Source organism: Caulobacter segnis (genome assembly GCF_019931575.1).
Taxonomy (GTDB): domain Bacteria; phylum Pseudomonadota; class Alphaproteobacteria; order Caulobacterales; family Caulobacteraceae; genus Caulobacter; species Caulobacter segnis_C.
In genome coordinates, this window is the sequence record NZ_CP082923.1 from 3210964 (window position 1) to 3224483 (window position 13520).

The window sequence follows — 13520 nt, forward strand, 5'->3', positions numbered from 1 at the left end:
GCGCGAGTCCGCCCAACCGTCAGTGAACGATCGCCGCGACCTAACGCCTCAGCGTCGCCCTGCCTAACTCCAGGGCTTGAAATGCTTGGAGAGTTTCAATCCCTGGCGCTGGTAGTGCGACCCGCCCTCGCCATACAGCCGCACCGGCCGTGAGGTCAGGGGCTCGTAGACCAGCCGCGCCACGGTCTGGCCGTCCTCCAGCAGGAACGGCGTCTCGTGGCTGCGCACTTCCAGCACGCCTTTGGAGCCGACGGCGGCGGCCTCCTCGGTGCCGAAGCCAGGATCGAAGAAGCCGGCGTAGTGGACGCGGAACTCGCCGACCGACGGGTCGATCGGGGTCATTTCGGCGGCTTCCAGCACCGGGATCTCGATGTCGTCCTTCGAGGCCAGGATGTAGAACTCGCCCGGATCCAGCAGCAGCTCGCCGTGGCGGGCCTCCAGCGGCTCCCAGAAGTCGCGCGGGTCGTGGCCGTCCTCGTGGTCCAGGTCGACGACGCCGGCGTGGCGGCGGCCGCGGAAGCCGACGACGCCGTTCTCGGACAGCAGGTCGACGCCGACGCTGCGGGTGGCCAGCTTGGCCGGCTCGCCGCGCTTGAGGCGCAGCTGGTTCAGGCGCGTGCCGGCGCGGACCAGCACCGAGAAGGTCTGTGGCGCGATCTCGATATAGAGCGGGCCGGTATAGCCGGCGTCGACGTCGTCGAAGGCGCGGCTATGGTCGGTCAGCAGGCGCACGAAGACGTCCACCCGGCCGGTCGAGCTCTTGGGATTGCCCCGCGCCGAGATTGTCATCGGCAGGGCCAGGCGTTCCTGGATCTCGGCGATGTAGACGCAGCCCTTCTCCAGCACCGCGCCCTTGGTCAGGTCCAGCTCGTGCATGGCCACGTCGCGCAGGCGCTCGGGCACCTTGCGGGTCAGGCCCGGCAGGAACGAGGCGCGGACGCGCCAGGCGCGCGCGCCCAGCCGCAGGTCGAGGCTGGCGGGCTGCACCTGGTCGACGTCGAACGGCGTGGCCGAGGTGATCGCCTCTTCGGCGATCAGGTCTTCGATGTTCTGGCAGGGCAGAATCCCTGCGGCGTGGGCGTCGGTCATCGGCGCGACACTCGCCAAACCGGACCGCAAAGGCAAGGCGGGAGGTCAACGAGTTCGCCCGTGACAATGTGATTTTCGCCCGTGACAATTCTCCGATCGCGGAAGGGGCGTTCGCGCTTGACCAAGACCCCCTCGCCGCTCCTTATGCCGGCGGTTTTACGCGTAAGGAGGGCAGGCCCGATGGCCGAGGATCCAAAAGACTGGGACGTCGCGACGAAGCTCATTCGTGGGGGGATCGCGCGCTCGCAGTTCATGGAGACCGCCGAGGCGCTCTATCTGACGCAAGGCTTCACCTATGACAGCGCCGAGGGCGCCGACCGCCGCTTCTCGGGCGAGGATCCCGGCTTCGTCTATTCGCGGTTCAACAATCCGACCGTGAAGATGTTTGAGGACCGCCTGGCCCTGCTGGAGGGCGCGGAAGTCTGCCGCGCCCAGGCGACCGGCATGGCCTCGATCCACTCGGCCCTGATGGGCCTGGTCCGCGCCGGCGACCACGTGGTGGCCGGCCGCGCCCTGTTCGGCTCGTGCCGCTGGATCGTCGCCGAGTGGCTGCCGCGCTTCGGCGTCGAGACCACCTTCGTCGACGCCACCGACCTCAAGGCCTGGGAAGCGGCAATCCGCCCCAACACCAAAGCCGTGCTGATCGAGACGCCCTCGAACCCCGTGCTGGAGATCACCGACATCCGCGGCGTGTCCGAACTGGCCCACGCGGTCGGCGCCAAGGTCATCGTCGACAACGTCTTCGCCACCCCGATCTTCCAGAAGCCGCTGGAGCTGGGCGCCGACGTCGTCGTCTATTCGGCCACCAAGCATATCGACGGCCAGGGCCGCGTGCTGGGCGGGGCCATCCTGACCAGCGAGGCGATCAACGAGGAGTTCTACCGCGACAGCCTGCGCCACACCGGCCCGTCGCTGTCGCCGTTCAACGCCTGGGTCATGCTGAAGGGCCTCGAGACCCTGGACCTGCGCGTGCGCCGCCAGACCGACAGCGCCTTGACGCTGTCCAACACCATCGCCGAGCACAAGAAGGTCCAGCGGGTCCTCTACCCCTTCCGTCCCGACCATCCGGGCCACAACGTCGCCAAGTCGCAGATGACCGGCGGCGGCACGGTGATCGCCCTGGACCTCGGCACGCGCGAGGCGGCGTTCAAGTTCCTGAATGCGCTGGAGATCGTCGATATCTCCAACAATCTGGGCGACGCCAAGTCGATGGCGACCCACCCGCCGACCACCACCCACCGCTCGGTGCCGGAAGAGGAACGCCCGCTGCTGGGCGTGACCGAGGGCGGCGTGCGCCTGTCCGTCGGCCTGGAAAGCGTCGAGGACCTCAAGAGGGATGTGATCCGTGCGCTCGATCAGGCGTGAGACCTCGCCCTCGCTGCAACGAATGCGCCGGCGCCGCGGCCAGGACGGCGCGGCGTACGAGGCGCGCACCCGCGACATCGTCGTGCGCGTCTTCCCCACCTACGCGGCCGAGGAGTCCTCGCCCGAGCAGGGTCTCTACCTGTGGTCCTACACGGTGGAGATCGAGAACCACGGCGTCGAGACGGTGACCCTGATCTCGCGTCGCTGGACGATCGTCGACGGCTTCAACCGCGTGAACGACGTGGAAGGCAGCGGCGTGGTCGGCGAGCAGCCGGAACTCAAGCCGCGCGAGGCGTTCCGCTACGTCTCCAACTGCCCCCTGCCCACGCCCTCGGGCGTGATGAAGGGCAGCTATTCGATGGTCACCGACGAGGGCGAACTGTTCGACGTCGAGATCCCGGAGTTCTCGCTGCATCTGCCGGGCGCGATGCTGAAGCTGAACTGATTATACTCGCGATACGTGTTTACGTCGTAATTTTATCATAGGTTGCAAATCCGATTGATTTCGCGACTAATGCTTTCGCTTGGGAAGCAGGCGCGCGAAACGGCCGGCATCGGGGCCCTCAATCCGCCGTTCGCGTTCGTCGCATGGTCACGGGAGCGAAACCGATGGCGACCTACACGATCCGCATCTGCAAGCCGTTTCAACTCGGCATGAGTTGCGCGGCCGACGGCCGCCGCGCGCCGGACCATGTCATCCAGGGCGCGAACGACGCGCTCGGCGTCACCGAAAGCTGATCTCAACGCCCGCCAGGCGCTGCCAGGGCGGATCGTCGGACCGGGCGCGCTGGCGACGCTCCGAATGCGGAGACATCCGCGCGCGCCGTGTCCGCGCGCCCAGACACCGACCATGGTGGTCATTCGACTTTCGCTTCGGGTGGGCGCGGCCCAGTACGGTCCCGCCCTTTGAGTGGACCGAGTGAATGGAGTCCAGGGGGGAACGGCTGAGCCGCGCCATCAAGGGACGCGGCATCTCCAAGATGATGGCCTTGGCGCTGGATCTCGACGTGCACGAGAGCGCCATCAGCCGCTGGCGCAAGGACGGCCCGATGTCGCTGGAGAACGCCGCGCGCATCTCCGAGGTGCTGGACATCTCGCTGGACTGGCTGGTCCTGGGCCGAGGCGAGATGGACGCCCATTCGGCCGAGAGCCTGGCCTCGGAAGAGTTCGAACTCGTCCAGATCGCCCGCAAGCTGAGGCGCAACACGCTGCAGCGCCTCGTGGCGCTGCTGGACGACATGACCCAGTCACCTTGAGCCCCGCGCAAGATCGGGCCGGCTGACTTGAGCGCCGCTCAAGTTGCCGAATCTATAAATACAACCAAAATTAGAACATTGTTAACTATCGGAGAGACCAAGGGATTTCAGGCCAAGACCGACGATCGGGCGGTCTCTCTCGATACCCGCCACACCCACAGGGAGAGAGAAAATGGCTACCTACACCATCCGGATCTACAATCAGTCCCTCGTCGACAAGTCCTATGTCGTGTTCATGCAGGCGCCGATCGTCACCTCGAACGGCGGCACGACGCCGATCTTCACCAACGCCTGGGCCACCTTCGAGAACATCACCAACGGCGGCTGGGATCAGGTGGTCTACAACCAGACCTCCTACGCCTACTGGTCGCAGCCGGCGGAATCCCTGAGCCCCGGCGTCACCATCGACTCCGGCGGCGTCATGCCGGTCAACACCGCCACCACCGACACGGTCACCTTCACCAACACCGACGTGACCGGCTTCAACAGCCTGACCAGCCCCGGGCAGGCCCAGAACGGTTCGTTCCAGATCGTCGGCGGCAGCGACTTCTCGCCGCTGAACAACTTCGTGTTCGGCCTCGCCAGCGACAATGGCGGCGCCATCCCCTCGCCGGTCGCCAGCTTCTCGGCCGCGCCGAACGAAACCTACAACGTCACGCCGGTGGTGCAGTTCTACGTCGCCGACGGCGCCTACACCGCCGGCCAGGTCATCGATGTGACGGCGGTCTCCAGCCAGAACAAGCTGATCAACTTCACCGGCACGCCCTACACCAACGCCACGGTGGTCCAGGGTTCGAACGGTCTCTTCACGGTCAACTACGACTGATCCGAACGTCGCCGCGATCACCGTCCGATCGCGACGCCGGGCGCGGTCGCCCGCCCCACCACGGGCGGCCGCGCCACCCTTTCCCAAATCATCGAAAACGGGAGAACGCCATGCCCAGCGTGCTCAGCTTCACCACGCCCGCCACGCCCATCACCCCGGTGCTGGCTAGCGGAAATTTCACGGCCCAGTTCAACGTGACCGCGACCTTCCAGCCCGACACGCCAGGCGGAAGCTGCGCGGCCCTCGTCTACCGGCAGTATCTGTACGGGAGCTACACCGTCGATGGCGTGACCATTCCGCACTATCTGTGCCAGGCCACGAACATCGTGATCAGTCCGACGGTCCCCCAGGAGGACGGCTGCCCGCCGGTCGGCTCCAACTGCACCGGCGCCAGCGCCTACGGCTATCGCCAGTGCAACATGACCAACCAGTACTACAGCAACCCGGACCAGGCGACCGGCGCGAACTTCTGGATGTCCGACACGCCGGGCTTCTACAATGTCCAGCCCGGCCACATCTATGGGCTCAACCTGAACTTCAACGGCCAGATCCAGAACGCCGGGGCGACCCTCAGCCAGGCCAACTGGCAAGTCCTGGGCAGCGCCACGACGCCCCCGACGGCGACGCCCCCCTCGACCGCCGGCGGCTGCACGCACAACGAAACGCCGGTCGGCCTGAGCGTGGCCGACCATCCGGACGGCGGAAGGGTGGCCATACTGAGCCTCGCCCGCGACGCGGGCGCGCCCGCGGTGGACACCGCCGCCGTCAAGCTTCGCCTGTTTGACAGGCTCGACCGCCAGATCCAGGCAGGTCCTGCGACCGCACACGAGATCGGCGACGGACGCGCCGCCACCGCGCATCTCATCCATGCCTTGCCGGCGGACGCCGCGCCCGTCAAAGGCTTGGTGTCGATGGATGGCGTTCTCTGGGGGGAGCTGCCGGCGTTCTTCATCTAGCCGGCGGGACGACGCCAGCCTCCGCGTGCGGGAGGCTGGCGTCTGTTACGTCACGCCGCTTCCGGCGCGTCCAGCTTGTAGACCCGCGAGCAGTACTCGCATGTCACGTGTATCTTGCCGTCCGGCTCGATCATGTCGGCCACTTCCTGCGCCGAGAACGAGTCCAGCACCACGCCGATCCGCTCCTCCGAGCAGCGGCAGAAGGCGCGCAACGGCTTTTCGTCCAGCAGGCGCACGCCGTCCTCGTTGAACAGCCGCCACAGCAGGGTCGGGGTCGAGACGGTCGGGTCGATCAGCTCGTCCTCGCCGGTGGTCTCGAACAGGGCCTGCGCGTGGGTCCAGGCGTCCTGGGTGTCGCCACGCGCCTGGTCGCCCGCGATGACCTGAATCAGGATGCCGCCGGCCCGCCACTTGGGGCCCTCGCCGGTGTCGACCTGGCCGACGGCCAGGCGCACGCGGGTCGGGGTCTGCTCCGACTGCTGGAAGTACTGCTCGGCGCACAGGGCCAGGGTCTCGCCCTCGATCGGCGTCACGCCCTGGTAGCGGTCCATGTCCGGGCCCTGGTCCAGGGTCATGATGAAGACGCCGCCGCCCAGCAGGGTCTTGGCCCCCGGACGCGCGAAGCCTTCCGAAGCCTTGGCGACCTCTTCCGGATCGAACCGGCAATAGCCGCGCAGGCCGCCCGAGGTGTCGTAGTCGACCACGACATAGCGCACCGGGCCGTCGCCCTGGGCCTGGATGATCAGGCGGCCCTCGAACTTCAGGCTGGAGCCGACCAGGGCGGCCAGGGCGCAGGCCTCGCCCAGCAGGTTGGCCACCGGCTCGGGATAATCGTGACGGGTCAGCACCTCGTCGACGGCGGCGCCGAGGCGAACGACGCGGCCGCGCACAGGCAGGCCTTCGATCTGGAATGCGGAAACGACGTCGTCGAGGACGCCGGGATTAGGGGCGATGTCGGTCATGGGGAGGCTAGATAGGATGATGGCGGGAGAATTGCGAGAGTGGGGCGGTTCTCCTCCCCACTAGGGGAGGTAGATCGCCGCGGATACGCGGCGAGACGGAGGGGGTCGCGAAGCGATGCAACGCCTCCCTCCCCAAAGCCCCCTCCACCGCCGTTCGGCGGTCCCCTTCCCCCAGAGGGGGAGGAGAGAAGCGAGCAACCTCAGCCGATCGCGCCGAACGCCCAGGCCAGTACGGACTTCTGGGCGTGGATGCGATTCTCAGCCTCGTCCCAGACCAGCGAGCGCGGCCCGTCCAGGACGGCGTCGGTGACTTCCTCGCCCCGGTGGGCCGGCAGGCAGTGCAGGAAGACGCCGTTGGCGGCGGCCAGGTCCATCAGCCGGTCGTCGACCTGGTACGGCTCCAGCGCGGCCAGGCGCTCGTCATGGTCGGTGTCGCCCATCGAGACCCAGGTGTCGGCCACGACGACGTCGGCGCCGGCGACGGCCGCCTTGGCGTCGGTGGTCATGCTGACCTTGCCCTGAAGGCTCTCGGCGCGCGCCAGGTCATGCAGGTCGGCGTGATAGACCGCCGGGCAGGCGATCTTCAGCTCGAAGCCCAGCAGCGGCGCGGCGTGGATGAAGCTGGAGCAGACATTGTTGCCGTCGCCGACCCAGGCGATCGTCTTGCCGGCGATCGGGCCGCGATGCTCCTCGATGGTGAGGATGTCGGCCATGATCTGGCAGGGATGGCTCTTGTCGGTCAGGCCGTTGATCACCGGCACGCTCGACACCTGGGCGAAGCGCTCGACGTCGGCGTGGCTGTTGGCGCGGATCATCACCGCGTCGACCATGCGCGACAGCACCTTGGCGGTGTCCTCGATGGTCTCGCCCCGGCCCAGCTGCATATCCGACGAGGTCGAGATGATGGCGCTGCCGCCCAGCTGGCGCATGGCCGCGTCGAACGAGAAGCGGGTGCGGGTCGAGTTCTTCTGGAAGATCATCGACAGCACGCGATCCTTGGCCGGCGCGTCGGCGTCGACCTTGCCCTGCGGCCAGCCCTTGCGGGCGGTCTTGCGGGCGTGGGCGTCGTCCAGCATCAGGCGCAGGGTCGCGCCGTCCAGCTTCCACAGGTCGATGAAGTGCCGGGGGGTGGTCATGTTGGCCATGTCCCTAACGGTTCCGCCCGCCCCGGTGTCCTGGAGCGGGCGGCCAATGCGTTTTGTTGCTTAGGCGGCGGCCTTGGCGCGGGCGGTTTCGCAAGCCTTCTCGAGCTTGGCGATCGCTTCGCTGGCTTCCTCGACGGTCAGGTTCAGCGGCGGCAGCAGGCGCACGCAGTTGTCGCCGCCGCCGGCGATCAGCAGCTTCTGATCACGGGCCATGACCATGAACTCGCGGTTGTTCGGGACAACCTTGATGCCGATCAGCAGGCCCTTGCCGCGGATGTCGACGATGACGTCCGGGAAGCGGTCCTTCAGGCCGTTCAGCTGCTGGGTGAAGTAACCGGCGACGGTCTTGACGTTGTCCAGCAGCTCTTCGGTGTTGATCGCGTCGAAGGCCGCCTTGCCGACCGCCATGGCCAGCGGGTTGCCGCCGTAGGTCGAGCCGTGGGTGCCGGGGGTCATGCCCTTGGCGCCCTCGTTCGTGGCCAGGCACGCGCCGACGGGGAAGCCGCCGCCCAGGGCCTTGGCCACGCACATGATGTCCGGCTCGCTGCCCGGGGCCCACTCGTGGGCGAACAGCTTGCCGGTCCGGCCCATGCCGCTCTGCACTTCGTCGTAGATCAGCAGGACGCCGGCGTCGCGGGTGATCTGGCGCAGCTCCAGGAGCTGAGCCTCGGTCAGGGCGCGCGCCCCGCCCTCACCCTGCACGGGCTCGATGATGATCGCCGCCGTCGTCGGGCCGATCGCGGCCTTCAGGGCTTCCAGGTCGCCGAACGGCAACTGGATGAAGCCCGGCAGGCGCGGGCCGAAGCCGTCCAGATAGCCGGCGTTGCCCGAGGCGTTCACCGCCGCGTACGAGCGGCCGTGGAACGAGCCGTCGAAGCCGATCACGTCGATGCGCTCGGCCTGGCCGTTCACCACGTGATAGCGGCGGGCGGCCTTCAGGGCGCACTCGATCGCCTCGGTGCCCGAGTTGGTGAAGAACACCACGTCGGCGAAGGTCGCGGCGCACAGCTTGTCGGCCAGCACTTCCTGCTCGGGGATCGTGTAGATGTTCGAGACGTGCCAGAGCTTCTCGCCCTGGGTCTTCAGGGCGTCGACCAGCACCGGGTGGGCGTGGCCCAGGCCGCAGGTGGCGATGCCCGCCACGCAGTCCAGGTATTCGCCGCCGTCCGTCGAGAACAGGCGCGCGCCTCGGCCTCGTTCGAACGCCAGCGGAGCGCGGTTGTACACGCCCATGATGTGGTGCTGCGAGGAGTTGGACGACGTCGCGGTGCTCAAGACCGGCCCTCCTAAAAGGCAAGAAGCCCCCGCACTGTGAGTGCGGGGACCGGAAGGCCGCAGGTTGTCGCCGTGGAACGACGTCGTGTCAATCAAGGGACTGTGAAAAAGCCCCTGAAAAACCGGCGAAAATCGCGGGTCTTGGCGAGAAGGTCACACTGCTCCGGGCGGCGGACCCGCGAACATCTTGCCGGCGACATGCGGCGTGTAGAACGCATGGTACCGCTCGCTTCCCTTGGGCGGCAGGACTTCGACCAGGAAACGGTTGTCGATCCACAGCTCCACGAGGTCGAAGACGCCGCCGCGGTCGCAGTGCACGGCGCGCCAGCGTTTCTCGGCGCCGAGGGCCAGCAGGTCGTCGACCGACAGCTTGGTAGTGATGGCCACGTGGAAGCCGCTGGCGTCCTGCGGCGCGCCGTCCTGGCGGATCTGGGTCTCCCACGGCATGACGAACGGACCGTTCGAGACACGGCCGTCGGGCGCGCCCTCGCCGGGGTGGTGGGCGCTGGCGTCGGGCACGACCTCGACGCCCAGCCCCGAGCCGTCGCGGGCGATGGCGACCCAGGCGCCCGGCACGACCGGGAACGGCATGACCTCGCCGTCGATGATGCGGCCGAAGACCTCGGCCGTGGCGCGGGGATCATGGGCGGGGATGGAGATGTGAGCGATCATCGGGTCAGCTTTCCGGCTGCAGGGCGCTTGGGTCGAACTGGGCGAAGGGGTCGGGTGCGATGGACGCCGCTCCCCGAGACTTGAGGTCGGCCAGCAGCGCCTCGGTCGCCCAGCCCAGGGCGTCGACGGCGGGCTGGCCCGCGAGATTCCACTGCTCGCGCAGGGATAGCCACGCATAGGCCGAATAGAGCAACTGCAGGACGGCGGCGGCCTTGGCCTGCTCGCCTTCCGGCAGGGCGGGCGCGGCCTGGGCGACCACCGCCAGGAAGGCCTCGCGGCGCTCGGGATCCAGGCTGGAGCGCGCCGCCCGGCCCTGCTGGGTGGTGATCCTGGCGATGATCTGGGCCGGACTGGCGTCGAAGCTGGCCATCAGCGGCTTGATCTTGGCCAGCAGGTCGGCCGGTCCCTCGGGCATGCCGACCCGCACCCCGTCCTTGCGGTTCAGGTGCTCCCACAGGCCCTTGAGCAGCAGCTCGCGGCTGGGGAAGTGGCGATAGACGGTGACCTCGGTGACCTGGGCGCGTTCGGCGACGGCGCGGTTGGTCGGCTCCTGGCCGCCGCCCTCCTCCACCAGCGCCGCCATGGCCGCCAGGATGCGCTCCCGCGTGGCCTCGGCCTGGTCGCGCCGCAGCGCCGAATTATAGGATCGAACGGATGACATGATGTAATCATGTATTACATCAATTATGTCTTCACAACATGAAAAAGCCCCAGGCCTTGCGGACCGGGGCTTCCAAGCGGCTAAACCGTTGTTCGGGATCAGCTCTTCAGGCGATAGCCGGTGACGAACAGGCGCCAGCACCACAGGAACAGCGCCACCGTCAGCGCGCCGGTGCTGACCACCCCGATCGCGATCGAGCCGTCGGCATGGCCGATGAAGCCGTAGCGGAAGCCGTCGATCAGATAGAAGAACGGGTTGAAGTGGCTGGCCGAGCGGAACGGCTCCGGCAGCTTGTCGACCAGGTAGAAGGTGCCCGACAGGAAGGTCATGGGCATGATCAGGAAGTTGGTGACGGCCGCCAGCTGGTCGAACTTCTCCGACCACAGCCCGGCCAGGACGCCGGCCAGGCCCAGGATCAGCGAGGCCGCGACGCCGAAATAGAGGATCGCCCACAGATGCGCGATCGACAGGCCCGCGCCCGGCAGCACGCCGATCACCAGGGCGGTGACCGCCCCGACCACGACGCCGCGCGTCGCCGCGCCCAGGGCGAAACCCAGCACCTGTTCCAGCGCCGACAGCGGCGGGGTCAGGAAGTCCGGCGTCAGCCCCATCATCTTGGCCTGGATCAGCGAGGACGAGGAATTGGCGAAGGCGTTGTTCAGGATCGCCATCATGATCAGGCCGGGGGCCACGAAATGGCCGAAGGTCACCCCGCCCACCGCCGGGCGGCTGGCGCCCACGGCGACCACGAAGACCAGCATGTAGAGCAGCGTGGTGACCACCGGCGCGGCCACCGTCTGAGTCCCGACCTTCCAGAACCGGCGGATTTCACGCTGATACAGGGTTACGAACCCGCTCCAGTTCCAGCCGTGATAGTCGCGCGGCTGCGGCGGAATGACGCTTTCGGCCATGTCTCTCATAGGCTCAACCCGTTGTTCTGCTTGGCCATGTGCGCCTTGGGGCGCCTTTCCGCAAGCTTGGGCTTGCCTGAATCAACATCTTGTTTCTGTGGACAGAGTCGTTGGCGCCTATTGTGCGCTTTAACACATTCTTTACGATATCTAGTAGGACGACCGCCGGCGGGGCGGTCCGATCACCAGATATGGGGTGATGGGCGTGGGGACGCCCTTCCCTCCCATCGAACGGCGGAGACGGGTTATGAGCTGGACCGACGAACGGGTCTCGACCTTGAAGAAGCTCTGGCTGGACGGCCTGTCGGCCAGTCAGATCGCCAAGCAACTGGGCGGCGTCACGCGCAACGCCGTCATCGGCAAGGTGCACCGCCTGGGCCTCTCGGGCCGCGCGGCCCCTTCGCAACCGGCGCGTCCGGCGTTCAAGGCCCCGCGTCCGGCCCGTCCGGCCGCCCAGGCCATGCCGTCGGCCCCGCGCCGTGTGACGCCGATCGAGGCGCCTTCGGCCCCCGTGGCCGCCGCGCCGGCGCCACTGCCGGCTTTCCGCCACGAGGAACCGGGCTCGGCCACCGTGCTGACCCTGGGCGCGCACATGTGCAAGTGGCCGATCGGCGACCCGTCGTCGGAAGGCTTCACCTTCTGCGGCCGCCGCTCGTCGGAAGGCGCCCCCTACTGCGTCGAGCACGCTCGGGTCGCCTACCAGCCGCAGCAGACCAAGAAGAAGGGCGGCGCCACCGAGCTCGCCCGTTCGCTTCGCCGCTACATCTAAGAAGAACAACAAAGTCTCTCAGAGCGGCGAGTCCCGGGACGGTCAGGCGATCGTCCCGGGATTTTCCATTTCTGGAGGACCGCACTAGATAGGGCGCATGACGGACCTCGCGCCGAACGATTCCAACGCGCCGCCCTATTCGGTCTCCGAGCTGGCCTTCGCCCTGAAGCGCACGCTGGAGGACCGCTACGGCTTCGTGCGGCTGCGCGGCGAGCTCAGCAAGGTCACGCACCACAGCAACGGCCACGTCTACCTGACCATCAAGGACGACAAGGCCGCCATCGACGGCGTCGTCTGGAAGGGCAATGTCCGCAGCCTTGGGGTGCGGCCCGAGCACGGGCTCGAGGTCATCGTCACCGGCAAAATCACCACCTATCCGGCCGGCTCGCGCTACCAGATCGTCATCGACAGCATGGAGGCCGCCGGGGTCGGCGCCCTGCTCGCGCAGCTGGAACGGCTGAAGGCCAAGCTGGCGGCCGAGGGCCTGTTCGCGCCGGAGCGCAAGCGCCCCCTGCCCACCATGCCGGCCGTGGTCGGCGTGATCACCAGCCCGACCGGCGCGGTGATCCGCGATATCCTGCACCGCATCCGCGACCGCTGGCCCTGCCAAGTTCTGGTCTGGCCGTGCGTGGTTCAGGGCGACGCCGCCGCCGGTCAGGTCAGCGCGGCCATTCGCGGCTTCAACGCCATCCAGCCCGGCGGCCCGGTGCCGCGTCCCGACATCCTGATCGTCGCGCGCGGCGGCGGCTCGGTGGAAGACCTGTGGGCCTTCAACGACGAGAGCCTGGCCCGCACGGTGGCCGAGGGGACCATCCCCCTGATCTCGGCCGTCGGCCACGAGACCGACACCACCCTGATCGACTTCGTCTCGGACCGCCGCGCCCCGACGCCCACGGCCGCCGCCGAGATGGCCACGCCGGTGCTGGCCGAGCTGCGCGCCCTGATCTCGGACTTCGACCGCCGCCTCAACCGCTGCGGCGCGCGCACGATCGAGGAGCGTCGCAGCCGCCTGCTGGGCGCGGCACGAGGGCTGCCCCGCCCAAATGACCTGCTGGCCCTGGCCCAGCAGCGGTTCGACATCGCCTCCGGACGCCTGGACGCGGCCCTGCATCGCAACACCACCGTCCACGCCCAGGATCTGCTGAAGGTCACCGCGCGCCTCACGCCGGACGCCCTGCGCCGCCAGCACGCGGCCAAGGCCGACCGCCTGGCGGACCTGGGCGCCAGGCTGAACGCCTGCGGAACCCGCGCCCCGGAACGCGCCAGGACCCACGCGCGCCTGCCCGTGCTTTGGGAGCGCCTGCGTTCGGCCGGCGCCCGCCGCCTGACCCGCGCCGAGGATCAGCTGGCCAATCTGGACAAGCTGCGCCAGTCGCTGAACCCGCGCCGGCCGATGGAGCTGGGCTTCGCCCTGGTCCGCAAGGCCGATGGAACCATCGTCCGGACGTCCGCCGCCCTGGCCCTGGGCGATCACGTCTCGCTGCAGTTCGCCGACGGCGAGCGCGAGGCGGTGATCGGCGACGAGGGACCCGCGCCCTCTTCCGCTCCGCCGGTCCGTCCGCCGCCCGCGCCGCCGCGTCCCAAACCCGTTCCACCCAAGACCGATCAGGGCGATCTGTTCTGAGGCCCCACA

General features: G+C 68.2%; 15 protein-coding genes. 8 read left to right on the forward strand and 7 right to left on the reverse strand.

All coding sequences use genetic code 11. The features are described 5' to 3' along the window. Positions 1-63: 63 nt before the first annotated feature. On the reverse strand, positions 64-1089 hold the full coding sequence (locus K8940_RS14750) for a 2'-deoxycytidine 5'-triphosphate deaminase (RefSeq protein WP_223390729.1): 1026 nt from the start codon (positions 1087-1089) through the stop codon (positions 64-66). A gap of 180 nt (positions 1090-1269) precedes the next feature. On the opposite strand from K8940_RS14750, the gene metZ reads away from it, so the two are divergent. The 6 genes from metZ to K8940_RS14775 all read left to right on the forward strand — a co-directional run bounded on the left by metZ (position 1270) and on the right by K8940_RS14775 (position 5492). Beyond that, entirely contained in the window at positions 1270-2454 is a 1185-nt protein-coding gene (gene metZ / locus K8940_RS14755; RefSeq protein WP_223390730.1) for an O-succinylhomoserine sulfhydrylase, read from the forward strand. Continuing rightward, positions 2435-2899 (forward strand): Co2+/Mg2+ efflux protein ApaG, encoded by a 465-nt coding sequence (gene apaG / locus K8940_RS14760; RefSeq protein WP_223390731.1) that lies wholly within the window; start codon positions 2435-2437, stop codon positions 2897-2899. Before metZ ends, apaG begins: the two co-directional genes overlap by 20 nt. Positions 2900-3063: 164 nt before the next feature. Beyond that, positions 3064-3192, forward strand: a complete 129-nt coding sequence (locus K8940_RS23860) for a hypothetical protein (RefSeq protein ID WP_263285776.1) — start codon at positions 3064-3066, stop codon at positions 3190-3192. Between the two features lie 185 nt (positions 3193-3377). Beyond that, positions 3378-3710 (forward strand): helix-turn-helix domain-containing protein, encoded by a 333-nt coding sequence (locus K8940_RS14765; protein WP_223390732.1) that lies wholly within the window; start codon positions 3378-3380, stop codon positions 3708-3710. Between the two features lie 172 nt (positions 3711-3882). Next, positions 3883-4536, forward strand: a complete 654-nt coding sequence (locus tag K8940_RS14770) for a hypothetical protein (RefSeq protein WP_223390733.1) — start codon at positions 3883-3885, stop codon at positions 4534-4536. A gap of 110 nt (positions 4537-4646) precedes the next feature. Then, positions 4647-5492 carry a hypothetical protein gene (locus K8940_RS14775; RefSeq protein ID WP_223390734.1) on the forward strand — a complete coding sequence of 282 codons (846 nt, stop codon included), beginning with the start codon at positions 4647-4649 and terminating at the stop codon, positions 5490-5492. A gap of 50 nt (positions 5493-5542) precedes the next feature. On the opposite strand, the gene K8940_RS14780 is transcribed toward K8940_RS14775, so the two are convergent. From K8940_RS14780 to K8940_RS14805, 6 genes are all read right to left on the reverse strand, one after another. Beyond that, on the reverse strand, positions 5543-6454 hold the full coding sequence (locus tag K8940_RS14780) for an Hsp33 family molecular chaperone (RefSeq protein WP_223390736.1): 912 nt from the start codon (positions 6452-6454) through the stop codon (positions 5543-5545). 200 nt (positions 6455-6654) lie between these two features. Then, positions 6655-7590: an ornithine carbamoyltransferase gene (gene argF / locus K8940_RS14785; RefSeq protein ID WP_223390737.1), complete on the reverse strand. Its 936-nt coding sequence runs from the start codon at positions 7588-7590 to the stop codon at positions 6655-6657. A gap of 69 nt (positions 7591-7659) precedes the next feature. Further along, on the reverse strand, positions 7660-8874 hold the full coding sequence (locus K8940_RS14790) for an aspartate aminotransferase family protein (protein WP_223390739.1): 1215 nt from the start codon (positions 8872-8874) through the stop codon (positions 7660-7662). A 153-nt stretch (positions 8875-9027) separates the two neighbouring features. Continuing rightward, positions 9028-9546 (reverse strand): hypothetical protein, encoded by a 519-nt coding sequence (locus K8940_RS14795; RefSeq protein ID WP_223390741.1) that lies wholly within the window; start codon positions 9544-9546, stop codon positions 9028-9030. Between the two features lie 4 nt (positions 9547-9550). Continuing rightward, entirely contained in the window at positions 9551-10207 is a 657-nt protein-coding gene (locus tag K8940_RS14800; RefSeq protein WP_223390742.1) for a TetR/AcrR family transcriptional regulator, read from the reverse strand. A gap of 98 nt (positions 10208-10305) precedes the next feature. After that, on the reverse strand, positions 10306-11127 hold the full coding sequence (locus tag K8940_RS14805; RefSeq protein ID WP_223390743.1) for an ABC transporter permease: 822 nt from the start codon (positions 11125-11127) through the stop codon (positions 10306-10308). Between the two features lie 238 nt (positions 11128-11365). On the opposite strand from K8940_RS14805, the gene gcrA reads away from it, so the two are divergent. Next, a complete protein-coding gene (gene gcrA / locus K8940_RS14810) occupies positions 11366-11887 on the forward strand; it encodes a cell cycle sigma 70 cofactor GcrA (RefSeq protein ID WP_223390744.1) in 522 nt (173 codons plus the stop codon). A gap of 97 nt (positions 11888-11984) precedes the next feature. Then, the gene (gene xseA, locus K8940_RS14815) at positions 11985-13511 is read left to right on the forward strand and encodes an exodeoxyribonuclease VII large subunit (RefSeq protein WP_223390745.1); all 1527 of its coding nucleotides are present in this window, start codon (positions 11985-11987) and stop codon (positions 13509-13511) included. Positions 13512-13520 lie beyond the last annotated feature (9 nt).